Raw genomic sequence first — 22,497 nt, 5'->3', positions numbered from 1 at the left:
GCGTACCTCCTACAAAGATTCAGTTATTGTAACTGTAGCATAAATTCTATAGAAAAGCGAGAGCTATAGAGGCGCTCTCGCTTTTCTTCTATTACATAAACATCATCGCAAATAACGGTCCAAGTAAACATGTCAAAATTGCTGTTAATGTCATTGTTACCGATCCAATAACACCTTCATGCTCGTTATTTTTCATCGCTCTCATCACGCCCATAATATGAGAAGCACATCCAAATCCGATACCTTTACCAACTGAGTTTGTAACACGGCTCCATTTTAATAAAAGGGGTCCTGTAATCGTTCCAGTAATACCTGCGATAACAACGAAAGCTGCTGTTAAGGAAGGTACACCACCGACTTGTTCAGAAACACTCATCGCAACTGGCATTGTCACCGATTTTGGTAATGACGATAAGATTAAGCTTTTATCCGTTCCCATAAGTGAAGCAATCGCAAAATCACTAGCGATTGCAACTGTTGTACCTACTAATACCCCGCCAGCAATCGGTACAACATATTTTTGCAGAACATGACGTTGTTTATAAAGAGGAATTGCAAATGCTACAACACCGGGTCCAAGTAGCTTTGCAATCCAGCCACCACCACTTTCCATATAATGTTGATATGGTATATCAAGCACGATAAATAGGAAAGCCATTAATCCAGTTGCTACAAGCATTGGAATGGTGAATGGTGTTGGAAATAATTTATAGATTTTTTTAGATAATTGATATAATAGCACCGTAAAAAGAACCCAACCGATTCCGATTAATATTTGGCTCATCGCGACTCTCTTTCCTTCCTATTCGCAAGATATTGTCCTGTATGTCCTGCGACAATAATAATTAAAAATGTACTCGCTACAACTGTAATGAAAAGAGAAATTCCTTTACTCATAAAAAAAGCACCGTAATTCATTAGGCCAAGCGTTGGCGGAATTAATAAAAACGGCATAATAGCAACGAGTGTTTCTGCTCCTAAATCGAACCATTTCACTGGAAGAACTTTTAGGCTAAGTAAAACAAGTAAGAGGAACATTCCAATCAAACTTCCTGGAATCGGAATATTTAACATTTCTTGCACCCAAGTTCCAACCATATAAAACACGTAAAGAGCAGCAATTTGGACAAGAATCTTTGTAAATTTCATGTTCATCATCCCTCATGTTTATACGATCTTCTGTTAATATCTTTATCATAGTATAAATTGTAAAAAGCTGCAATTTATCAACTTGACAGCAAAAACAGCCTATGTTATACGCTTACAACCTTGATATGACTGCATTTCTAAACGAAAATTACGTCAAAAACCTTGACCTAATATAAAAAGTTTTTATTTTCTGAATTTAAAAGACTATTATTTCAATAAAATAATCTTTTTATCCTTAAACTTACATATATATAAAGTGAAACTTTAATCATTGAGGTTTTCCTCATCCCCATTAATTATTATCCCTCACCAAGCGGATTTGTACCGGATAAACAAGATAGGTGGTGAACATATGCCCAAAAAAGTTCTCATTTTTTGTGATCCTGGGATTGATGATACGATGGCTCTCCTCTTAGCATTCTTTATCGATGAAATAGAAATCGTCGGTATCGTTGCTGATTACGGCAATGTTCCAAAAAAAATGGCCGTAGAAAATGCTCATTTTTTTAATAACGAAACAAAGAATAGAAATATCAAGATATTCGGTGGTTCAGAACGTCCCCTTACAGGTGCCCCACCTGCGTTTTTTACGGATGTACATGGGAAACAGGGGCTCGGTCCAATTATTCCAAAGGTGAATGTGACTAACGGAGAAATGGAGAATTTTTTTGAAGTCATTCCTCTTATTGAACAGTATAAAGATGAATTAATCATTGTAAGTTTAGGAAGACTTACCTCCCTAGCAATTTTATTCATCGTATGTAAACAGTTAATGAAGCAAGTTAAATCTTACTACGTAATGGGCGGTGCCTTTTTACATCCTGGTAATGTTACCCCTATTTCCGAAGCAAACTTTTATGGCGATCCTACTGCTGCTAATATAGTCCTTCAATCTACAGCTAACATGTACATATACCCATTAAACGTTACCCAATATTCCGTCATTACACCAGAAATGGCAGAGTATATTGAAGCAAAAAGAAAAGCCCCACTTCTCAAACCTTTATTCGATCATTATTACTACGGATATTATAAAGACGCCCTACCACATTTAAAAGGCAGCCCTTTCCATGACACAATGCCAATACTCGCTTTATTTGATAACTCTATGTTCACGTATCATAAATCACCTATTGTTGTCATGACAGAATCCTCTGCACAAGGAGCAACCATAGGGGAATTTCGCTCTTTAGTGAACCAGAAGCCATTTATTGATTGGCCGGTTCATCAAATCGCAATTGATTTTGACTATAACCGCTTCTTCAAACATTTCATGTCACTTATGACGGGTGAACAATTTTAGCATAAAAAAACAGACCGTGATTTCTCACGGTCTGTCGTTTATTTTCTACAATTATCGTTTGATGTTATAGAAAGATTTGATACCATCGTAAACAGCGATTTCGCCTAGTTCGTCTTCGATGCGTAATAATTGGTTGTACTTAGCAATACGGTCAGTACGGCTCATAGAACCAGTTTTGATTTGGCCAGCGTTAGTTGCAACTGCGATGTCAGCGATTGTAGCATCTTCAGTTTCACCAGAACGGTGAGATACAACTGCTGTGTAACCAGCACGTTTAGCCATTTCGATAGCTTCGAAAGTCTCAGTTAAAGTACCGATTTGGTTAACTTTAATTAAGATTGAGTTAGAGATACCTTTTTCGATACCTTCAGCAAGTTTTTGAGTGTTAGTTACGAATAAATCGTCACCAACTAATTGTACTTTATCACCGATACGCTCAGTTAATAATTTGTGACCATCCCAGTCGTTTTCGTCTAAACCATCTTCGATAGAGATGATTGGGAAGTCTTTGCAAAGCTCTTCATAGAAATCAACCATTTCTGCAGAAGTTAAGCCAGTACGGCCTTCGCCTGCAAGGTCATATTTACCAGTTTCTTTGTTGTAGAACTCAGAAGAAGCAACGTCCATTCCTAAGAATACGTTCTCGCCAGCTTTGTAACCAGCTTTTTCGATAGCTTCGATGATTACTTCTAAAGCTTCACGGTTAGAACCAAGGTTTGGAGCGAATCCACCTTCGTCACCTACTGCAGTGTTAAGACCTTTGTCATGTAATACAGCTTTAAGTGCATGGAATACTTCAGCACCCATACGGATTGATTCTTTGAATGTTGGAGCACCAACTGGTAAGATCATGAACTCTTGGAAGTCAACGTTGTTATCAGCGTGAGAACCACCGTTGATGATGTTCATCATTGGAGTTGGTAATTGTTTTGCATTGAATCCACCAAGGTAACGGTATAATGGAAGACCTACGAAGTCAGCTGCTGCGTGAGCTACTGCCATAGATACACCAAGGATAGCGTTAGCGCCTAGTTTACCTTTGTTTGGAGTGCCATCTAATTCGATCATAGCACGGTCGATACCAGCTTGGTCAGTTACATCGAAACCAGCGATTTCTGGAGCGATAATTTCGTTAACGTTGTTTACTGCGTTAACAACACCTTTACCAAGGTAACGAGATTTGTCACCGTCACGTAATTCTACTGCTTCGTGCTCACCAGTAGATGCACCACTTGGTACGATAGCGCGTCCGAAAGCGCCGCTTTCTGTGTAAACTTCTACTTCTACAGTTGGGTTACCACGAGAGTCAAGGACTTCGCGAGCATAAACATCAATAATTGTTGACATAATAAATTCTCTCCTTTTTATATAAGCAAATTATTTAATAATTGTTTTACCTGTCATTTCTTTCGGTTGTTCCACATTTAAAAGTGTAAGCATTGTTGGAGCGATATCTCCTAAAATACCACCTTCACGAAGCTCTACATCATTTTTTGTAACGATGAAAGGAACCGGGTTAGTTGTATGAGCTGTCATAGGACCGCCATCAGCAGTTAACTCCTGATCAGCATTACCATGGTCAGCAGTAATAAGTGCTACACCATCTTTTGCAAGAATCGCTTCTACAACTTTTCCTAAACATTCGTCAGTTGCTTCTACTGCTTTAATTGTTGGTTCCATCATCCCAGAATGGCCAACCATATCACAGTTCGCAAAGTTAAGAATGATAACATCATGTTTATCATTTTCGATTTCATTTACTAAAGCGTCCGTTACTTCGTAAATGCTCATTTCAGGTTTCAAGTCATACGTTGCAACCTTCGGTGAGTTAATTAAGATACGCTCTTCTCCTGGGAATTCAGCCTCACGACCACCGCTAAAGAAGAATGTAACGTGCGGATACTTTTCAGTTTCCGCGATGCGAAGTTGCTTTAATCCCGCTTGCGCAACAACTTCACCTAAAGTGTTATCAAGGTTCATTGGCTTGAATGCCACGTAACCATCTACAGTTTCACTGAAGTGTGTCATACATACGAATTCTGGAATGTGAGGTACTTTTTCACCACGATCGAACTCACGGAAGTCTTCGTTTGTAAATACACGAGCAATTTGAATTGCACGGTCTGGACGGAAGTTATAGAAGATAACTGCATCATCATCATTGATTGTTGCAACTGGCGTGTTATCTTCGTTAACAATTACAGACGGCAATACGAATTCATCATAGATACCGTTCGCATAAGAGTCTTCTACACACTCTTCTGCTGATTTATAAGTAGGGCCTTCACCATTCACCATAGCACTGTAACATTTTTCTACGCGATCCCAACGCTTGTCACGGTCCATAGAGTAATAACGACCAGAGATAGTCGCGAATTGTCCTACTCCTGTTTCTTTAATTACTTCATTCGTTGCATCGATATAACCTTTTGCTGTTTGTGGTCCAACATCGCGGCCGTCTAAGAAGGCATGGATATAAACTTTCTCCACGCCTTCTTTTGCTGCTAGGCGAAGAAGAGCAAACATATGGTTCATGTGACTGTGCACACCACCGTCAGAAAGTAAACCGAATAAATGAAGTGCAGTACCTTTTTCTTTTACACTTTTAATTGCATTTTGGAAAGTTTCGTTCTTATCGAACTCACCTTCACGAATTGCAACGTTAACGCGTGTTAAGCTTTGATATACTACGCGGCCAGCACCGATATTTAAGTGACCAACCTCAGAGTTACCCATTTGACCTTCTGGAAGACCTACCGCCTCACCACAAGCTGTAAGCGTTGTGTGAGGGAATTTGTTCCAGTAGCCATCAAAATTAGGTTTCTTAGCTTGTGCTACAGCATTCCCGTAAGTTTCTTCACGAAGTCCGAAACCGTCAAGAATGATTAAAGCTGTTGGCTTTCTCATTTTACCGCCCCCAGAAGACCTAAGAACGAAGCAGGCTCTAAGCTAGCACCGCCAACTAAAGCGCCGTCGATGTCAGATTGTGCCATATACTCTTTAATGTTTTCTGGTTTTACGCTACCGCCGTATTGGATACGAACAGCTTCTGCAGCTTCTGGAGAAACAGCTTCTGCAACAACTTTACGGATGTGCGCACATACTTCGTTTGCATCTGCAGAAGAAGAAGATTTACCTGTACCGATAGCCCAGATTGGCTCATAAGCGATAACAGTTGCTTTAACTTGCTCTTCTGTTAAACCTGCAAGTGCTTTTGTCACTTGACCTGCTACTAGATCAAATGTTTTTCCGCTTTCGCGCTCTTCTAAAGTCTCACCACAACATACGATTGGTGTTAAACCATGTTCAAATGCTGCGATAGTCTTTTTGTTTACTGACTCATCTGTTTCAGCAAACATTTCACGACGCTCAGAGTGGCCAAGTACTACATAGCCAACTTTTAAGTCGCTAAGTGCTACTGGGCTAATTTCGCCAGTGAATGCACCATTTTTTTCGAAGTGCATGTTTTGTGCACCTACTTGTAAGTCAGTTCCTTCAGTTGCTGCTACAAGGCGCTCTAAGAATAGAGCTGGAGAGCAAACTACTGCATCAACAGCTGAAGCTGCTGGGATTTGACCTTTAACTTCCTCTACGAAGCTAACTGCTTCAGATAGAGTTTTATTCATTTTCCAGTTACCTGCGATAATTGGTTTACGCATGCTTTGCACCGTCCTTTTTCTTTGGCTGCTACTTATTTGTCGTTAAGACAAACTACACCTGGAAGCTCTTTACCTTCCATGAATTCTAATGACGCACCGCCGCCAGTAGAAATGTGGCTCATTTTATCAGCCATACCGAATTTTTCAACAGCTGCTGCAGAGTCACCACCGCCGATAACAGAGTATGTATCTTCTGCATCTGCTAATGCTTGTCCTACTGCTTTTGTACCTTCTGCGAATGGAGTCATTTCGAATACACCCATTGGTCCATTCCATACAACAAGCTTAGAATTTTTAATTACATCTGCATAAATTTCACGTGTTTTAGGACCGATGTCCACGCCTTCCCAGTTAGAAGGGATAGAGTCGATACCAACGATTTTAGTTGTTGCAGTTTCAGAGAATTCCTCAGTGATTACAACATCAACTGGCATGTAGAAGTTTACGCCTTTTTCTTTTGCAAGTTGCATAAATTCTTTAGCTAGTTCGATCTTGTCGTCTTCACATAGAGATAGACCAATTTCATGACCTAAAGCTTTAACGAATGTGTAAGCAAGTCCACCACCGATGATTAAGTTATCTACTTTGTCTAATAGATGACGAATTACACCGATTTTATCTTTTACTTTCGCACCACCGATGATAGCTGTAAATGGACGTTCTGGGTTAGAAAGTGCTTTACCAAGTACATCTAACTCTTTTTCCATTAATAGACCAGATACTGCTGGTAGGTAGTCTGCGATACCTGCTGTAGAAGCGTGAGCACGGTGAGCTGCACCGAATGCATCGTTTACGAAGATGTCAGCAAGTGCTGCAAATTCTTTCGCAAGTTCTGCATCGTTCTTTTCTTCGCCCGCATAGAAACGTACGTTTTCAAGAACTAATACGTCGCCTTCGTTCATTGCTGCAACCATTTCTTGTGCAACTGGTCCGAATGCTTCGTCCGCTTTTTTAACGTCTTTACCAAGAAGCTCGCCTAAACGTGCTGCTACTGGAGTTAAACGCATTTCTTCTACTACTTGACCTTTTGGACGGCCTAAGTGACTTGCTAAAATAACTTTCGCACCTTGCTCTACTAAATATTGAATTGTAGGAAGAGCTGCACGGATACGAGTTTCATCTGTAATTTTGCCTTCTTTCATAGGTACGTTGAAATCAACGCGGCAAAATACACGCTTACCTTTTAAATCTACGTCACGAATTGATTTTTTGTTCATTGGATTTCCCTCCGACTACTAGTTAGGATTGACAAAACCCACTCAAAAGCTTAACACATTTGCTTTTAAAACGAAAGAAGAGAGAGAGGGAACAAACCCTCTCCCTCGTTTTGTCATTGATAACTTATATAATTAAGAATTAAAGACCTTTTGAAGTCATGTAAGCTGCTAGGTCTACTACGCGGTTAGAGTAACCAGTTTCGTTATCGTACCAAGAAAGTACTTTAACCATGTTACCTTCCATTACCATTGTAGATAATGCATCGATTGTAGAAGAAGCTGTACATCCGTTATAGTCGATAGATACTAATGGCTCTTCGCTGTATCCAAGGATACCTTTTAATTCGCCTTCAGCTGCTGCTTTGAATGCTGCATTTACTTCTTCAACTGTTACTTCTTTGTCAAGTTCAACAACTAAGTCAACTAGAGAAACGTTAGCAGTTGGAACACGTACAGCGCCACCGTTTAATTTACCTTTAAGTTCTGGTAATACTAATGCTACAGCTTTAGCTGCACCAGTAGATGTTGGGATCATGTTTTCAGCTGCTGCACGAGCACGACGTAAATCTTTGTGTGGTAAGTCTAAGATTTGTTGGTCGTTAGTGTAAGAGTGAATTGTTGTCATCATTCCGCGTTTTACGCCGAATTTTTCGTTTAATACTTTAGCGAATGGAGCTAGACAGTTTGTAGTACAAGAAGCGTTAGATACTACGTTGTGGTTAGCTGCATCGTATTGTTCGTGGTTAACACCCATAACTACAGTGATATCTTCGTCAGAAGCTGGAGCTGAGATGATAACTTTCTTAACTGATCCACCTAAGTGTTTCTCAGCATCTGATTTTTTAGTGAAACGGCCAGTAGATTCTACTACTACTTCTACTCCGTAGTCGCTCCATGGTAATTGAGCTGGGTCACGCTCAGCGATAACTTTAATTTCTTTACCGTTAACAACGATGCTGTTTTCGTTAGCAGATACTTCTGCATTTAAAGTTCCGTGAACTGTGTCATATTTTAAAAGGTGAGCTAATGTTTTAGCATCTGTTAAGTCGTTGATTGCTACTACTTCTACCTCAGAGTTGTTAAGAGCTGCGCGGAATACGTTACGTCCGATACGTCCAAATCCATTAATACCAATTTTAGTCATTTGAATTTCCTCCTTGGGGGATTATATTAAAGGGTAAAACCCTTTGTTAACTGTTTTGCTGCACCTTCATCTGTAATTAGAATTGAAGTGTGCCCTTGTTTAATTACAGCCTGTATTGCTTTTGCCTTTGAAGAACCTCCAGCGACTGCAACAACATGAGATACATTTTGTAAGTCCTCTAGTTGCATACCAACTGTTCTTACTTTATGAACAACATTTCCTTCTTCATTAAAGTAGTAACCGAAAGCTTCGCCAACTGCTTCGCTTGCCTGAATCTTTAACCAATCTGCTTCTGAAGTACTTCTGCGACGTGCCATTGTTAACGCATCACCTATTCCATGAATGACGATATTGGAAGATCGAATCAACTCAAGAACTTCTTTCACGGAAGGCTCTGTCACAATAGACGCATATGCTTCGCTACTAACATGGTCTGGAACATACAATAAGCGATAATTACTCATCGTATTTTGCGCCATCTTGGCACAAATGGTATTGGCTTCTAATTCAACACCTTCTCCAATTCCACCACGTGCTGGGACAAACAGCATATGTAAATCTTTGCAATCAAGTTGCATCATGTCCGCAGCAGCAGCTAGCGTAGTTCCTCCAGCCACAGCAACGATATTATTCGCTGTCAGACGGTCTTTTATACAAGTCACACAAGCACGGCCCATCTCCAGTTTGACCCAAGGTGATTCATCACTATCACCAGGGACAACGAAAACTTCATCCAAGTCTAATGTTTCCTTAAGTTGCTTTTCTAAAACCTTTAACCCGGAAATTTCTTTCATAAAGTCTTCCAAAGCAAGAACTAAAGCTGTTCCTTCTTCTGTCAAAGTCATTCCAGAAGAAGCGACGTGAACTAAGTTTTGTTCTTTCAAAACTTGAACTTCACTTCGCAATACTCGTTCTGTCATACCGAGACTTGCTGATAAGTTTCTTCTTCCAATCGGCTGCATGAGCCTAATGTATTGAAGAATTTGCATTCTCGTTTGCATAACAGGTAGCAGATCAGGTAATAATTTTTTTGTGTTCTGAATCCATGAGCGCATATCTTTTCTCCTCACTACATCGGTTCATTTTCCCTCGTGGTCACTTTACGTCCCATAGTGACATTTTGTGTCCCACATAGGTTAAAAAAATAATCCCTGCTACGTGTATTATTGTAACAGGAGATAGAAACTTATTCAACTCTTAACTGCATTCTTTATATAGTTTATTATGACACCTTTGTGAATGTTACCATATTCTACTTGTTTTCCGTCCATTTCTACAACCGGAATCATTAAGTGATATTTTTCTAAAAGGTCATTATCTTCATATATATCTATTTCCTCGATTTGAAAAGAATATTCACATTGTACTTCCTGTAAAACTTGTTTTGCCTTCACGCAAAGGCCACAATCTTTTTTAGTATACAGTACAACTTTCATCTTCTTCACCTATCCGATCGTTTTTCGTAATGACGAAGCTGGGATATGCATTTGTTCTCTATACTTCGCCACTGTTCTTCGAGAAATAACAATTTCATGCTCTTCTTCTAATAATTTTGAAATCTTTTGATCTGAAAGTGGCTTTTTCTTATCCTCTGCCCCAATTAGCGTTTGAATAAATTGTTTTACACGTTTTGTAGAAACTGCTTCATCTTCAGTCGTCGAAACGGCATTGCTAAAGAACGATTTCATCTCAAATAAACCGTGTGGTGTTTGCACATATTTATTTCGCGTCGCACGACTAATTGTCGATTCATGCACACTTAACTCTTCCGCTACCTCTTTTAAAGCGAGAGGTCTTAAATACTCTGGACCTTTCCAGAAGAAATCACGTTGTTTTTCCATAATAATAGTCATTACTTGCAGCAATGTCTGTTTTCTCTGCTTCAAACTGCGCATAATCCACTGCACATGCTGATACTTTTCTGATACGTAAGATGCTACTTCACTTTCACTATTATTAAGAAGCGCACTATATTCAGAATGAATTTCAATTCTCGGCATATTTCTCTCATTCATTTGTAAAACGAGGCGATCGCCATCTTTTTTCACCGCCATATCAGGTACAATGTAAAGTGGTTTATCTGAAGAAAACGCAAGACCTGGTTTTGGTTGTAATGACGTTATACAATTTACCGCACTCTGTAATTCCTCATTACTACATTTCAACACTTGAACGAGCTTTCGCCAATCTTTCTTCACGAAATAAGCGAAATGATCTTCTACAACCTCTTCTGCTAATCCATTACGCCTTTGTAAGCGCTTCAATTGTAAGGTTAAACATTCCTGAATATTACGCGCCCCTACCCCTGCTGGCTCCAGTGATTGGACAAGCTCTACAGAACGGTCGACTACATGAATATGTGCAGAAAGGAGCTCTGCTAACTCTTCATTCGTTTCTTGTAAATATCCATTTCCATCCATGTTCATAATAATGAAAGAAGCTACTTTTCGCTCTTCTTCATCTATTTTATAATACTGTATTTGATTTAATAAATGTTGCTGAATCGTTGTAGAATCCACACTGTAGATCTCCATCTGATTCTCGACTTGTTTGCTGGTACTTTTACTGTTGTTAGAGCTCTTTTTCTTCTCCCTCTCAAAACCACCTAACTCAATAAGGGGATTCTCTAACGATTGCTCATACAAAAACTCCGATAATTCTTGTACATTATACTGGAGCATTGTAATCGCTTGCCTTAACTCTTGTGTCATTGCCAAACGTAAGCTTTGTTCTTGTAAAAGACTTGCCTTCAAACTAATCTCCCCCTTGTTTCTATTGTACAATAAGTTTGGTAAAAGGAGAATCCTCACGCAGACACCCATTCCAAAATATTATTAATTTATATGTATTAATGAGATTTACAACTTACAACCGAAATTTGAATAATATTGAAAGAAAATAATAAAGTGAAACTTTAATCAGTGGGGGGTTTTGTCCATCCCCACTGATTATTATCCCTTACCAATCGGGCTTTTACGGGCAGTCCGATCCCCACCTAACTTCTTTGCTTCCGCTGAATTTTGAGGTGGGGGTCTTACTGCCCGTTAATGCTGGATAAACTTTTTATAACCACATACTAATAGTAACTCTTAATTTTATATATAACAACATTAAATTTCTCTCTGTTCAATTCCAAAATAAAAAGAGCAGTTTAGGTATAGTGACGCTTCACTATGCCTAACTACTCTTTTATGATTTTTATTAAGGAAGAAACCTTTTATTCAACGCTAAGGAACTTTGATTCCTAATTACATAGGAATCATAGAGATAATCATTTGATTCACTAGACGCTCCTTGAATTCCCCTCATCTCTTCCACAGACAACTCAACTATTTTTTTCACGCTTCTCTCGCCACTACTATCCATCATTTTTTGTTTTCTTTTCGAAAAAAATCTCATTATTTATTCCCCCCTACAATTAATTATTTTTTAACAATTGACTAAATTTAAGGCTCTTACCACTTCTTAACACGCCTTTCGGATAGACCTTCGCTGCAAACATAGCAATTAAGCTGATACTAGCTAATAATACAACCATAGATGTAATAATTTCTAAACTCCCAACGGATCCATTAATAATCCTAACTACCATACTAATTGGAGCTGTAAACGGTACATATGATGTCACTCTTGATACTAGCCCTTCAGGGTTATCAAGTACTACTAATAACTCCACCACTAAGCTTCCCATCAATATAAGAGTAATTGGCATCGTTGTTCCAGATAATTCTTCTGGCCTGCTTACCATAGAACCAAACACTGCGAAAAGTGCCGCATAAACGAAGTAACCGAGAACAAAATATAACAAGAAATATGCAGCGTGCTCACCTGTAATCATATTTACATCAATATTCACTCCAAAAAACGAATCCGATACCTTAAAAATTCCAGATTTAATATATAGCGCCATACTAAAGAAGAAGATAAATAACTGTGTCAAACTAGCAAGACCGACTCCTAAAATTTTCCCGAAAACCATATGGACAGGAGATACTTTTGTAACCATCACTTCCATAACACGTGAGGCTTTCTCTGATGCAACTGCTGTCGCGATAGCATTTCCATATGAAGTGATCGCTAAGTACATAATCGCTACTAATAAATATACTAGTAAAAATGAACTTGTTTCTTCATTATTTAAGTTTTGCTTTGTCGCTTGCACGTTCATCGTCAATGATTTCACAGCCTCTTCTGATAACTGCTGCTTAACTACCGCACTTTGAAAATACTGATTTTGTACAAATACCTGTGCACTTTGAATCAACTTAGGATTATCTAGCTTCATAAAGTAATCTAATACTGGTTCAGCACCCGCACCCTCTTTTAATATAAAGAGCGCTTCGACTTTCTTATCTAACAATTGTTGCTTATATTGATTTAATTTTGTTTTATCTCCTAAAGACCAATCCCATTCTGGCAGAGCTTTACTAAGATTAGATTGATCCACCGTAACATTGGGTGCTTCAGAAATAAATACAACCTTTGCTTTTTCTTTCTCCCCAGAAAACTTTTGTACTAAAGTTGGAAAAGAGAATAAGAATATCCCTCCTCCTATTAATAACAATGTCATCCCAATAAATATTTTCGTTCTCACACGGTCCCAGTATGTTTGCCCTAAAACAATCCAGAAATTCCTCATTACTTATGCACCCGCCTTTTCAACAAAGATTTGATGTAAAGAAGGTTCTTTAATAGAAACATCTCGGATATATTGTTTAGTTTTAATATCTTCAAGCAGCGAAAATGCATCCTCTCCATCATTAACTTTAATCATGAACGTACGATTAACTTTTTCAAAATTGAAATTTTTCTCCTTAAGAATAGGTTCAATATCCCCTTCCGTTTGCAACGCCATATATTTATATTGATAACTTTTCTTAATATCTGACAAAGCACCCGATAATACAAGTTGACCGTTTTTCATAATACAAATTTCCTCACAGAACGTTTCTACACTGTCCATTTGATGACTACAAAAAATAATCGTTTTTCTTTGCGCAATTAACTCAAGCACAACATTTTTTAACATCTCTGCATTTACAGGATCCAATCCACTAAATGGTTCATCTAGTATGATGAATTCCGGATTATGCAATATCGCTGAAATCAATTGGATTTTTTGTTGATTTCCCTTTGACAATTCCTCTGTTTTCTTCTTTAAATGTGGTGTCATTTCTAATTTTTCTAGCCATTGTAACGCATGCCTTTTTGCAAGATTAGCTGGCATTCCTTCTAACTTGCCGAAATACACCAATTGCTCCACTACATTCATTTTCGGGTATAATCCACGCTCTTCTGGTAAATAGCCAATAGATAGGTCTTTCTTTGAAAAAGGGCGATTATTCCATAGAATTTGGCCGCTATCCGGTTTGATTAAATCTAAGATCATACGAATCGTTGTCGTCTTACCAGCACCATTTCGGCCCAGCATCCCTAAAATTCCACCTTCTTCTACACGTATATTTAAATCATTAACGGCTTTATATTCACCAAATGTTTTATTTAATCCTTGAATTTCAAATGCCACCCTTAACAGCTCCTTTTAGCTTTTTACGAAATAAATAACCGCCATTCCTAATACAATCCCGCCTACCATCAACAAAAACTTTTTCATAACTATTTCCCCTTTCATTTACTTGTTAAGTTGTATCTTTATCATAGACTTCTTTCTGATGCTATTGTCCGCAATCCGTACTGTATTTACCGTAAAAAAAGCGAACCACTCTTATGTGGTTCACCGCAATTTCAACAGATGAAGTTGATTGTATGAAAACTTCTTAAATGTTATTATAAAAATATTCAGAAATTAAATGATGTACCTACAAAGAGAGGTGTCCAAACCGTTGCAGATACAACGTAATTTCATTTTCATTTCATGTGTAACTATCCTGTATTTTTGTTTACAAGGCTATATCTTATATAAAATAAACCAACCATATAGTGGAGTTCTTATTTCTAAAACAGACTCAGCTACATACACAATAGAAAAAATTAAATCCTCCGGTTGGGCTTTTCATACGGACTTAAAAGAAGGAGATATAATCTATTCGATTAATAAAGAAAAGCCTCATTTAGGAATACTTCCTGGATATCAAAACCAATCACTAAATGCATCAGAAATACAAGTTAAAAAAGATGATATCACCCAAACTTATAAAGGAACACAACATTTCATTGATTATCGTGACAAAATCATTTCTGTATACTTCCCCTTCCTACTCGCTTTTATTTGTTTAGGGTTATCTATTTTTCTTTATACAAAGAAGCCTTTGAACCGGGAAAAATTCTTTTTGATCACGTTTCTATTCATGACTTCCTCAAGTCTTCTAATTGCAGTTGAATCTGGTAAAGGTGATTTTATCGCCCTCATTATTTTAAGTATTGTATTTCAAGGTACACCTATGTCTCTCATTTTATTGTTGAATGAATTATTTAAGAAAAAGCAACTATACGTCATTTCTATGAGATTTCTAAAAATCGACATTGCAATTGGCATTATTTTATTATCACTCTCTATTTTAATGATGTTCATTCCATTTCCCGTAGTTAATACCGATGGATTAGAACTAATTTACCTTTCAATAAATATTATCTTTTGCATATACTTTTTAATCCGTGCCTATATCAAATATCACAATACAGTACATAAACCATTTTTAAAATTAATGCTCACGATTCATTCCATTGCCTTCTTTCCGTTCGTTACACTCTATGCTCTTCCAGATGCAATATTCAGTACACCGATTCTCTCAGCAGATATTGGAGCTATGTTCCTAATCGCTCTTCCAATCGGTTATTTTTATTTAGTAGCGACTAAGCAGATTTTTGATATAGATTTTGTATTTGATCGTTTACGATATTACGCATTTCTGTCACTAATCCCAACTCTATTAATTGCAATCATTACGAGCTGGAGCATTTATTACAAAGACAATTTTCTCTCTCGACTGCTGCAAAGTTTTATTATTATTTTCCCGTTAAACATTCTATTTCTCATATTAAAAGAAAGATTAGATTTTACATTCCGTAATTACCTCTTTCGGACTAAAACAAACTTATACGTAAACATTGAACAGTTTACCGCACAGCTATCATCTATTATGAAAACAGAAGAGTTAGAGAAAAAATTCACTAATGAAATCGTTTCGATGTTGAAACCTTCTTTTGTTCAATTTGTTCAATATGATATGAAAGACAACACATATACACAATGCAACGGATATGGACAAACGAAAGATTTCACACTTTCTAAAAAGAAAAAATGGAGTATGGCAGCATTACTAATTAATGATTTATTAGAGGATGATGGATGCATCGGTATTTACTTATACTCTACTAAACATATAAAGCACTACATCTGGATTGGAACAAAAGTGAATAATATTAAATATAATACGCATGAAAAATCATGGTTCATCACTGTCACGACATACGTCCGTCTTATTTACGAAAACTTGTATACCATTAATGAAATTATTCATTCTCTAGAGCAGGAGAGTTTAGAATCCAAAACAAATTCTGCAAGCTTATCACGCCTACTCTTTCAAATTTCTGAACAAGAAAGGCGCCGACTCGCTTCAGATTTACACGACTCTGCATTACAAGATCAAATCGTATGGTACCGCAAACTAGACTCTTTACTAAAAAACAAATCCGTTCCACTAGAATTAAAAAATGAACTAAAAAAAATCCACTTCGGTATGCACGATGTAATACAACAAATTCGCGACACATGTAATGAATTGCGTCCATCACTTTTATCAGATGCTGGTTTAATTGGTGCATTAAGAGAATTGCTAGCCCAAACACAATTACGTGTGCAGTTTCAAATTCAATTTGATCACGAATCAATTCAAGAACATCATTACGATTTTGACAAAATTTTATCTTTATATCGTATCATTCAAGAACTACTAACAAACGCAGATAAACATTCCGAGGCAACCATCGTATCGATTTTTTTATGGGAAGAGAATAACTGTATTTTCCTAGACTACCGAGACAACGGCAAAGGTTTTAATATAGACACTCCCTACTCTCCTAATCAGCATATGGGACTTTCCGGTATAAAAGGAAGGCTTCAATCAATTGGTGGAGAAATACATATAGTATCCGAAGCTAAAAAAGGACTTCAAATAAACATTACAGTTCCGAGGTGGTAAATAATGATTCGAGTATTAATCGTAGATGATCATCAAATTGTAGGCGAAGGAACAAAGAACATGATTGAATTAGAAGAAGATATGCAAGCGGAATATATTTTAAATGAACAAGAAGCACTTATAAAAAGTGACGCTACACCTTTTGACGTATACCTCTTAGATATGAATATGCCCAATTGTAGTGGTATTGAACTCGCCCAGAAAATATTACATATTCAAACAGATGCAAAAATCATTTTATATACAGGTTTTGAATACGTATCCCAATTCAATTTATTAATAAACTCTGGTATCAGCGGCATTATTAGTAAATCAGCTTCTCAACAAGAGCTATTAATGGCAATTCGTGCAGCTGTAAACGGATATACTTTACTTCCTATTTCGTTATTACGTCAACTACGTAAAGACGATATAATGACTCAACAACTTGAAAATAAAACCGCTCTTCTTACACAAAAAGAATTAGAAATCTTAGAATCCGTCTCTAAAGGAAGTAGCAATAAACAAATTGCTGATGAACTGTACATGAGTTCAAGAGCTGTAGAATACAACCTAACAAAAATCTTCAAAAAATTAAAAGTAGGATCACGCTCCGAAGCTTTAACAGAAGCAATGAGACAAGGCATTTTGAAAGTACACATATAAAATGAGACTTCCATCAGTTTGTTTTGTTTAACCCTCAAATAATGAGATAAATAAAAAAGTCCTAACCTACAAAACGTAAGTTAGGACTTTTTGACGCGCCCAGAGGGATTCGAACCCCCGGCAGACGTGGTACCGGAAACCACCGCTCTATCCGACTGAGCTATGGGCGCATGATTATAGAAAACACTTCATTTTCTTCTCATAATAATAGCAATAAAATCCATCTAAATCAATAAAAATATCCCCGTAATACCTTATGCATCTTAGCTAAGAGCATATAAAATCCATTCCACCCCTAAATTTTCCAATCATAAATTCTCCCCAACTCACAAATTATAATCTTTGAATTGATATTCCAAAGGGGGCTTCATTCAATGACTGTAATTACAAAATTAAAGCAAACTGTTTCTGGATTAAAAAGTGCCCAAGCTAGCTTAGAGGGATTCGCTCTTGATACGGATAACCAACAAGCTAAGCAACTTTTCCAAACAGCTGCGCAGCAAACACAAACGATTATCGATTCTTTAAACCCACGTGTTGAAGAAGTCCAACAAGAAGAACCACAATACTCACAGCAATAACGAACCAATCTTGCTGTGAAATAGAAAAAGGATGATATGCAGTCATCCTTTTTCTATCACATTACATATTGCAATAGAAATGGAATGATAATTATGCGAAAACTCGGCCTCATAACCGCATTATTTGCACTTCTATTTAGCTCTTTTACCGGATGTGATAATAGTCCTTTAGATAAAAAAGTGAAAGAAGAAGCAAAACGAACGGAGAAAGAAAAAGGTCCAAAGTTAACAAAGACGAGTACGGAATCCTTTAATCAATCTATATCACAAGGAGCGAAGAAAAGAGCTCTCGCTATGGATGAAATTATAAAAAGCACAGCAGTGAATTCAAATTTAGATCTCTACATAGCAGTTACACCTGAGCATCACGAAAGGTTTGGATTAAAGCCGTTGCGCAGCAAACTTCAAAAGCAACTAAGTGATGAGCACCCTACTTTCGATGTTCGTGTCAGTACAGATAAAAAAATCTTTATGTTACTCGAAAAACTCGAAAGAAAAATTAAGGAAAAAGAAGTATCTAAAGATGAAATTAATAAACAATTAAAATTCATTGGTAAAAAAATGGAGTCTAACACTTAACGCTTTTTAAAAGAAAAGGAAGGATTGCAATGTCTAGTAAAGATAAAAACTTAACCCCTGTACAACAGGAGTATAAAAAATTCGAACAAGAACGCGAACCGAAACGACCTGTCTTAAAAAATTGTATAAAAGCCTTTTTCGTCGGTGGTTTTATTTGCTTCATCGGACAACTCATTTCTACTTTTTACATCACATATTTTGATTTCACTGAACGCTCAGCAGGCAATCCAACAGTCGCAACGCTCATTTTCATCTCCATGTTACTAACTGGATTTGGTATATACGATCGGTTTGGACAGTTTGCCGGTGCTGGTACAGCTGTACCTGTTACTGGATTTGGTAACTCTGTTATTGCCGCATGTATTGAGCATCGAACGGAAGGATTTGTCCTTGGCGTTGGCGGCAATATGTTTAAACTAGCTGGTTCTGTTATTTTATTTGGTGTATTTTCCGCTTTCGTCATCGCACTTATTAAAACTATTCTCGTTCAATGGGGAGGGCTATAAATGTTACAAGGACACCGAACGTGGGTATTTGAAAACAAACCAGTCATTATCTCAACAGGGGTTGTCGGTGGACCATTTGAAGCAAAGGGGAACATCCCAGAAGACTTCGATATCCTTCATGAAGATTTATGGCTCGGACAAGATTCCTATGAAAAAGCACATAAGATTTTATTCGAAGAAGCTTGTAGTCGCGCTACTGAAAAAGCAGAGCTTCGTAAAGATGATATTCAATTCGTACTCGCAGGAGATTTAATTAATCAAATTACTCCAACAAGCTTTGCTTGCCGCACACTTGGGACTCCTTATCTCGGATTATTCGGGGCTTGCTCTACTTCTATGGAAGGTTTAGCACTTGGGGCAAGTATCGTAAATGCAAAAGGTGCAAAATATTTATTAACTGGAGCTTCAAGCCATAATACAGCTGTAGAAAAACAGTTCCGCTACCCTACCGAATACGGTGGACAAAAGCCGCCTACTGCACAGTGGACAGTAACCGGAGCAGGAGCCGCTATTTTAAGCGATACTGGACACGGTCCAAGAGTAACCTCTGCAACAATCGGCCGAGTGGTTGATATGGGATTAACGGATCCATTTAATATGGGAGGCGCAATGGCTCCAGCTGCAGTTGATACAATTGAAGCCCATTTACGTGAACGTCAAATTGATGCCTCTTACTACGATTTAATCGTAACAGGCGATCTCGGACATGTAGGACGCGAAATTGCTTATGACTTACTACATAAACACGGAACGAAAGTAACGAGCGAACAATTTCAAGATTGCGGAATTATCATTTATAGAGAAGGACAACCTGTCATAGCTGGTGCTAGCGGACCTGGATGTTCCGCAACAGTCGTATACGGTCATTTATTAAACCGAATGAAAAGAGGAGAGTTCAAAAAAATACTTGTCGTTGCGACAGGCGCTTTACTATCTCCACTTACATTCCAACAAGAAGAAACGATTCCGTGTATCGCTCACGCCGTTTCGATTGAATTTGGAGGTGCAACGCAATGATTTTTTTCTGGGCTTTCGTCATTGGCGGACTTATATGTGTAATCGGCCAACTTATGTTTGATGTCGGCAAACTAACACCTGCTCATACAATGGCAACACTCGTTGTTGCTGGAGCTATATTAGATGGATTTAATTTGTATGAGCCATTAATTGATTTCGCTGGAGCCGGGGCAACTGTACCTATTACAAGCTTTGGTAATGCCCTCGTTCATGGCGCAATGGAAGAAGCTGCAAAACATGGCATCGTTGGCGTTATTACCGGCATGTTTAAAGTAACGAGCGCCGGTGTATCAGCGGCTATTATTTTCGGCTTCATTGGAGCATTGTTATTCAAACCGAAAGGATAAGAGGTGTTTATATGACTGTTATCGCTAGCGTAAAAACTTGCCTTGCTAGTGTAAGGGGCGCTCAAGCAAGTTTAAGCTCCCTTTCATTAAATTCACAAGACGAAGAATCAAAACGCGTATTTCATGAATGTATGTTAGAAATGGACAGCGTCATCGCTGATTTAAAGGATAGAATTTCAGTATTAGAACGTGAAGAACCTCAATATAAAGGGTTTTAAGTAGACTGGAGGAAACGACTATGTCTCACCTGCCGGAATGGACACTTGTCATTCTTCGCTCTGTATTCATATTAATTATTTTATTCGCTATTACGAAATGGTTAGGCAAAAGACAAATCTCTCAGCTTTCCTTTTTTGAATACATAGCCGGAATGACGATTGGTGACATCGCTGCCCAAGTATCTACAGGGCTCGATTCAAAATTTTTTCACGGCGTCTTTGCGATACTCATTTTCGCTGTGGTACCTTTTTTAACAGGAATCCTCTCTTTAAAGAACAAAACAGCTCGGGACTTCTTTGAAGGGAAATCTACCGTATTAATAAAAGACGGAAAGATACTCGAAGATAACTTAAAGAAAGAAAAATATACGAGTGACGAATTACTGGAACTTCTCCGCGGAAAAAGTGCGTTCAGCGTAGCTGAAGTCGAATTTGCTGTCTTAGAACCGAGCGGAGAATTAAATGTATTATTAAAGAAAGATTCCCAGCCACTTACAGCAAAAGACATCGGTTTAAAAGTACCAAACGAGAAAGAACCACAAACTGTTATTATGGATGGAAATGTACTAGATGAACCTCTTTCAGCAAGCGGACATAACCGCGCTTGGCTACATTCAGAATTAGAAAAACTCGGTGTTGTTATTGAAAATGTCTTCCTCGGTCAAGTGGATTCATACGGACAACTTACTATCGACATTTACAATGACAAACTCCAAATGCCTTCTCCTCAAAACAAACCTTTATTATTAGCATCTTTAAAAAAATGTCATGCTGATCTTGAACTATTTTCCCTAGAAACAAAGTCGAAATCAGCAAGCGAAATGTATAGTAAAAACGCGAAACAAATCGAAAAGATTTTAAATAAAGTAACCTATCTTTTAAAAGACTAATTATCGAAAGAACGCTTCAGTTAAAAGGCGTTCTTTTCTTTTTTCTCCAGTTTTCATAACGTTTAAATTTATGTAATTCGGTTATGATGTTGAAGATACATAAGCAGGGAATTTCGAAAACATAGCGAATATTTCATGGTACAACTACATATTTTTTTGATTTAAAGTGGTTTCGTTTGACCTTTATTGACCATAATTGTATTATAAGACTAAGAAAGCTTTATAAGGAGGAAATAACAGATGAATTTAATTCCTACAGTAATTGAACAAACAAATCGTGGAGAACGCGCTTACGATATTTACTCTCGACTATTAAAAGACCGCATCATTATGCTTGGTAGTGCAATTGATGACAACGTAGCTAACTCAATCGTTTCCCAGCTTTTATTCTTGGAATCTCAAGATCCAGAAAAAGATATTCACATCTACATCAACAGCCCTGGTGGTTCTATCACAGCGGGTATGGCAATCTATGATACAATGCAGTTTATTAAACCACAAGTATCAACAATCTGTATCGGTATGGCAGCATCTATGGGTGCATTCTTACTTGCAGCAGGTGAAAAAGGAAAACGTTATGCACTTCCAAACAGTGAAGTAATGATTCACCAACCACTTGGTGGAGCACAAGGTCAAGCAACTGAAATCGAAATCGCTGCAAAACGTATCCTATTCTTACGTGAAAAACTAAACCAAATTCTTGCTGACCGCACTGGTCAACCACTTGAAGTACTACAACGCGACACAGACCGCGACAACTTCATGACAGCAGAAAAAGCTTTAGAATACGGTTTAATCGATAAAATCTTTACAAATCGTTAATTAATTTAAAGCGTAAGCGGCTCGTTCAGCTCTGACTGGCTAAGGTTCTTTCGCATAAAAGGTGCTTTTTGCCTTCTTATGCGGAAGGTTCTTAGACACGAAGAGCTAGCCGCTAGAGCTGGATATAACTAAAAGCGGAAGCGGCTCGTCCAGCTCTGACTGGCTAAGGTTCTTTCGCATAAAAGGCGCTTTTTGCCTTCTTATGCGGAAGGTTCTTAGACACGAAGAGCTAGCCGATGGAGCTAGATACATAAAAAA

24 protein-coding genes and 1 tRNA gene are annotated in these 22,497 nt (G+C 37.8%); 11 read left to right on the top strand and 14 right to left on the bottom strand.

Features of this window, described 5'->3' with window-relative positions:
- Nucleotides 1-91 precede the first annotated feature (91 nt).
- Together HMPREF1014_RS22565 and HMPREF1014_RS22560 are read right to left on the bottom strand one after the other, a co-directional pair.
- Nucleotides 92-784 carry an LrgB family protein gene (locus HMPREF1014_RS22565; protein ID WP_000078304.1) on the bottom strand — a complete coding sequence of 231 codons (693 nt, stop codon included), beginning with the start codon at nucleotides 782-784 and terminating at the stop codon, nucleotides 92-94.
- Nucleotides 781-1,149: a CidA/LrgA family holin-like protein gene (locus tag HMPREF1014_RS22560; RefSeq protein WP_000673222.1), complete on the bottom strand. Its 369-nt coding sequence runs from the start codon at nucleotides 1,147-1,149 to the stop codon at nucleotides 781-783. The genes HMPREF1014_RS22565 and HMPREF1014_RS22560 overlap by 4 nt, the downstream gene beginning before the upstream one ends.
- Before the next feature lie 352 nt (nucleotides 1,150-1,501).
- On the opposite strand from HMPREF1014_RS22560, the gene HMPREF1014_RS22555 reads away from it, so the two are divergent.
- Complete coding sequence (locus HMPREF1014_RS22555) at nucleotides 1,502-2,452, top strand: nucleoside hydrolase (RefSeq protein WP_001125056.1); 951 nt, start codon at nucleotides 1,502-1,504, stop codon at nucleotides 2,450-2,452.
- 51 nt (nucleotides 2,453-2,503) lie between these two features.
- On the opposite strand, the gene eno is transcribed toward HMPREF1014_RS22555, so the two are convergent.
- The 11 genes from eno to HMPREF1014_RS22500 all read right to left on the bottom strand — a co-directional run bounded on the left by eno (nucleotide 2,504) and on the right by HMPREF1014_RS22500 (nucleotide 13,999).
- The gene (gene eno, locus HMPREF1014_RS22550; protein ID WP_000103951.1) at nucleotides 2,504-3,799 is read right to left on the bottom strand and encodes a phosphopyruvate hydratase; all 1,296 of its coding nucleotides are present in this window, start codon (nucleotides 3,797-3,799) and stop codon (nucleotides 2,504-2,506) included.
- A gap of 30 nt (nucleotides 3,800-3,829) precedes the next feature.
- A complete protein-coding gene (gpmI, locus tag HMPREF1014_RS22545; protein WP_001231158.1) occupies nucleotides 3,830-5,359 on the bottom strand; it encodes a 2,3-bisphosphoglycerate-independent phosphoglycerate mutase in 1,530 nt (509 codons plus the stop codon).
- The gene (gene tpiA, locus HMPREF1014_RS22540; protein ID WP_001231038.1) at nucleotides 5,356-6,111 is read right to left on the bottom strand and encodes a triose-phosphate isomerase; all 756 of its coding nucleotides are present in this window, start codon (nucleotides 6,109-6,111) and stop codon (nucleotides 5,356-5,358) included. Before tpiA ends, gpmI begins: the two co-directional genes overlap by 4 nt.
- Nucleotides 6,112-6,143: 32 nt before the next feature.
- Complete coding sequence (locus tag HMPREF1014_RS22535) at nucleotides 6,144-7,328, bottom strand: phosphoglycerate kinase (protein WP_001036350.1); 1,185 nt, start codon at nucleotides 7,326-7,328, stop codon at nucleotides 6,144-6,146.
- 139 nt (nucleotides 7,329-7,467) lie between these two features.
- Nucleotides 7,468-8,472, bottom strand: coding sequence for a type I glyceraldehyde-3-phosphate dehydrogenase (gene gap, locus HMPREF1014_RS22530; protein WP_000161236.1), 1,005 nt, complete (start codon nucleotides 8,470-8,472; stop codon nucleotides 7,468-7,470).
- Nucleotides 8,473-8,498: 26 nt separating this feature from the next.
- Nucleotides 8,499-9,527, bottom strand: coding sequence for a gapA transcriptional regulator CggR (gene cggR, locus HMPREF1014_RS22525; protein ID WP_001258185.1), 1,029 nt, complete (start codon nucleotides 9,525-9,527; stop codon nucleotides 8,499-8,501).
- Between the two features lie 135 nt (nucleotides 9,528-9,662).
- Nucleotides 9,663-9,908 (bottom strand): glutaredoxin family protein, encoded by a 246-nt coding sequence (locus HMPREF1014_RS22520; protein WP_000869730.1) that lies wholly within the window; start codon nucleotides 9,906-9,908, stop codon nucleotides 9,663-9,665.
- Between the two features lie 9 nt (nucleotides 9,909-9,917).
- Nucleotides 9,918-11,225, bottom strand: a complete 1,308-nt coding sequence (gene rpoN / locus HMPREF1014_RS22515) for an RNA polymerase factor sigma-54 (protein WP_000647955.1) — start codon at nucleotides 11,223-11,225, stop codon at nucleotides 9,918-9,920.
- Nucleotides 11,226-11,673: 448 nt separating this feature from the next.
- The gene (locus tag HMPREF1014_RS22510) at nucleotides 11,674-11,871 is read right to left on the bottom strand and encodes a hypothetical protein (RefSeq protein WP_001210632.1); all 198 of its coding nucleotides are present in this window, start codon (nucleotides 11,869-11,871) and stop codon (nucleotides 11,674-11,676) included.
- A gap of 19 nt (nucleotides 11,872-11,890) precedes the next feature.
- Complete coding sequence (locus HMPREF1014_RS22505) at nucleotides 11,891-13,111, bottom strand: ABC transporter permease (protein WP_001243609.1); 1,221 nt, start codon at nucleotides 13,109-13,111, stop codon at nucleotides 11,891-11,893.
- 3 nt (nucleotides 13,112-13,114) lie between these two features.
- Nucleotides 13,115-13,999: an ABC transporter ATP-binding protein gene (locus HMPREF1014_RS22500; protein WP_000863490.1), complete on the bottom strand. Its 885-nt coding sequence runs from the start codon at nucleotides 13,997-13,999 to the stop codon at nucleotides 13,115-13,117.
- A gap of 283 nt (nucleotides 14,000-14,282) precedes the next feature.
- Between HMPREF1014_RS22500 and HMPREF1014_RS22495 the strand changes: the two genes are divergently transcribed.
- Together HMPREF1014_RS22495 and HMPREF1014_RS22490 are read left to right on the top strand one after the other, a co-directional pair.
- Nucleotides 14,283-16,634, top strand: a complete 2,352-nt coding sequence (locus HMPREF1014_RS22495; RefSeq protein ID WP_236723016.1) for an ATP-binding protein — start codon at nucleotides 14,283-14,285, stop codon at nucleotides 16,632-16,634.
- 3 nt (nucleotides 16,635-16,637) lie between these two features.
- Nucleotides 16,638-17,279 carry a response regulator transcription factor gene (locus HMPREF1014_RS22490; RefSeq protein WP_000621762.1) on the top strand — a complete coding sequence of 214 codons (642 nt, stop codon included), beginning with the start codon at nucleotides 16,638-16,640 and terminating at the stop codon, nucleotides 17,277-17,279.
- Between the two features lie 94 nt (nucleotides 17,280-17,373).
- On the opposite strand, the gene HMPREF1014_RS22485 is transcribed toward HMPREF1014_RS22490, so the two are convergent.
- Nucleotides 17,374-17,449, bottom strand: a tRNA-Arg gene (locus tag HMPREF1014_RS22485).
- 204 nt (nucleotides 17,450-17,653) lie between these two features.
- Between HMPREF1014_RS22485 and HMPREF1014_RS22480 the strand changes: the two genes are divergently transcribed.
- From HMPREF1014_RS22480 to clpP, 8 genes are all read left to right on the top strand, one after another.
- Nucleotides 17,654-17,860, top strand: a complete 207-nt coding sequence (locus HMPREF1014_RS22480; RefSeq protein ID WP_000216166.1) for a DUF1657 domain-containing protein — start codon at nucleotides 17,654-17,656, stop codon at nucleotides 17,858-17,860.
- A 93-nt stretch (nucleotides 17,861-17,953) separates the two neighbouring features.
- The gene (locus HMPREF1014_RS22475; protein WP_001228546.1) at nucleotides 17,954-18,439 is read left to right on the top strand and encodes a YhcN/YlaJ family sporulation lipoprotein; all 486 of its coding nucleotides are present in this window, start codon (nucleotides 17,954-17,956) and stop codon (nucleotides 18,437-18,439) included.
- 29 nt (nucleotides 18,440-18,468) lie between these two features.
- Complete coding sequence (gene spoVAC / locus HMPREF1014_RS22470) at nucleotides 18,469-18,945, top strand: stage V sporulation protein AC (RefSeq protein ID WP_000095399.1); 477 nt, start codon at nucleotides 18,469-18,471, stop codon at nucleotides 18,943-18,945.
- Nucleotides 18,946-19,962: a stage V sporulation protein AD gene (spoVAD, locus tag HMPREF1014_RS22465; RefSeq protein WP_000938972.1), complete on the top strand. Its 1,017-nt coding sequence runs from the start codon at nucleotides 18,946-18,948 to the stop codon at nucleotides 19,960-19,962. It abuts the gene before it with no gap.
- Complete coding sequence (gene spoVAE / locus HMPREF1014_RS22460) at nucleotides 19,959-20,309, top strand: stage V sporulation protein AE (protein ID WP_000575919.1); 351 nt, start codon at nucleotides 19,959-19,961, stop codon at nucleotides 20,307-20,309. The genes spoVAD and spoVAE overlap by 4 nt, the downstream gene beginning before the upstream one ends.
- Before the next feature lie 11 nt (nucleotides 20,310-20,320).
- On the top strand, nucleotides 20,321-20,527 hold the full coding sequence (locus HMPREF1014_RS22455) for a DUF1657 domain-containing protein (RefSeq protein ID WP_000215909.1): 207 nt from the start codon (nucleotides 20,321-20,323) through the stop codon (nucleotides 20,525-20,527).
- Between the two features lie 20 nt (nucleotides 20,528-20,547).
- The gene (locus HMPREF1014_RS22450; protein ID WP_000018924.1) at nucleotides 20,548-21,417 is read left to right on the top strand and encodes a DUF421 domain-containing protein; all 870 of its coding nucleotides are present in this window, start codon (nucleotides 20,548-20,550) and stop codon (nucleotides 21,415-21,417) included.
- 240 nt (nucleotides 21,418-21,657) lie between these two features.
- The gene (gene clpP / locus HMPREF1014_RS22445) at nucleotides 21,658-22,239 is read left to right on the top strand and encodes an ATP-dependent Clp endopeptidase proteolytic subunit ClpP (RefSeq protein ID WP_001049162.1); all 582 of its coding nucleotides are present in this window, start codon (nucleotides 21,658-21,660) and stop codon (nucleotides 22,237-22,239) included.
- Nucleotides 22,240-22,497 lie beyond the last annotated feature (258 nt).

The sequence above is a fragment of the Bacillus sp. 7_6_55CFAA_CT2 genome, assembly GCF_000238655.1.
Taxonomy (GTDB): domain Bacteria; phylum Bacillota; class Bacilli; order Bacillales; family Bacillaceae_G; genus Bacillus_A; species Bacillus_A cereus.
This window is presented reverse-complemented; position numbering and strand designations above follow the sequence as displayed.

Coding starts and splice junctions, on each gene's coding strand:
- tpiA (WP_001231038.1), bottom strand. CDS start 6,111: ATGCGTAAACCAATTATCGCAGGTAACTGGAAAATGAATAAAACTCTA.
- HMPREF1014_RS22490 (WP_000621762.1), top strand. CDS start 16,638: ATGATTCGAGTATTAATCGTAGATGATCATCAAATTGTAGGCGAAGGA.
- HMPREF1014_RS22455 (WP_000215909.1), top strand. CDS start 20,321: ATGACTGTTATCGCTAGCGTAAAAACTTGCCTTGCTAGTGTAAGGGGC.
- HMPREF1014_RS22560 (WP_000673222.1), bottom strand. CDS start 1,149: ATGAAATTTACAAAGATTCTTGTCCAAATTGCTGCTCTTTACGTGTTT.
- HMPREF1014_RS22480 (WP_000216166.1), top strand. CDS start 17,654: ATGACTGTAATTACAAAATTAAAGCAAACTGTTTCTGGATTAAAAAGT.
- clpP (WP_001049162.1), top strand. CDS start 21,658: ATGAATTTAATTCCTACAGTAATTGAACAAACAAATCGTGGAGAACGC.
- eno (WP_000103951.1), bottom strand. CDS start 3,799: ATGTCAACAATTATTGATGTTTATGCTCGCGAAGTCCTTGACTCTCGT.
- HMPREF1014_RS22565 (WP_000078304.1), bottom strand. CDS start 784: ATGAGCCAAATATTAATCGGAATCGGTTGGGTTCTTTTTACGGTGCTA.
- HMPREF1014_RS22520 (WP_000869730.1), bottom strand. CDS start 9,908: ATGAAAGTTGTACTGTATACTAAAAAAGATTGTGGCCTTTGCGTGAAG.
- gap (WP_000161236.1), bottom strand. CDS start 8,472: ATGACTAAAATTGGTATTAATGGATTTGGACGTATCGGACGTAACGTA.
- HMPREF1014_RS22475 (WP_001228546.1), top strand. CDS start 17,954: ATGCGAAAACTCGGCCTCATAACCGCATTATTTGCACTTCTATTTAGC.
- HMPREF1014_RS22450 (WP_000018924.1), top strand. CDS start 20,548: ATGTCTCACCTGCCGGAATGGACACTTGTCATTCTTCGCTCTGTATTC.
- cggR (WP_001258185.1), bottom strand. CDS start 9,527: ATGCGCTCATGGATTCAGAACACAAAAAAATTATTACCTGATCTGCTA.
- HMPREF1014_RS22505 (WP_001243609.1), bottom strand. CDS start 13,111: ATGAGGAATTTCTGGATTGTTTTAGGGCAAACATACTGGGACCGTGTG.
- spoVAD (WP_000938972.1), top strand. CDS start 18,946: ATGTTACAAGGACACCGAACGTGGGTATTTGAAAACAAACCAGTCATT.
- HMPREF1014_RS22510 (WP_001210632.1), bottom strand. CDS start 11,871: ATGAGATTTTTTTCGAAAAGAAAACAAAAAATGATGGATAGTAGTGGC.
- spoVAC (WP_000095399.1), top strand. CDS start 18,469: ATGTCTAGTAAAGATAAAAACTTAACCCCTGTACAACAGGAGTATAAA.
- HMPREF1014_RS22535 (WP_001036350.1), bottom strand. CDS start 7,328: ATGAACAAAAAATCAATTCGTGACGTAGATTTAAAAGGTAAGCGTGTA.
- spoVAE (WP_000575919.1), top strand. CDS start 19,959: ATGATTTTTTTCTGGGCTTTCGTCATTGGCGGACTTATATGTGTAATC.
- HMPREF1014_RS22555 (WP_001125056.1), top strand. CDS start 1,502: ATGCCCAAAAAAGTTCTCATTTTTTGTGATCCTGGGATTGATGATACG.
- gpmI (WP_001231158.1), bottom strand. CDS start 5,359: ATGAGAAAGCCAACAGCTTTAATCATTCTTGACGGTTTCGGACTTCGT.
- HMPREF1014_RS22495 (WP_236723016.1), top strand. CDS start 14,283: ATGATGTACCTACAAAGAGAGGTGTCCAAACCGTTGCAGATACAACGT.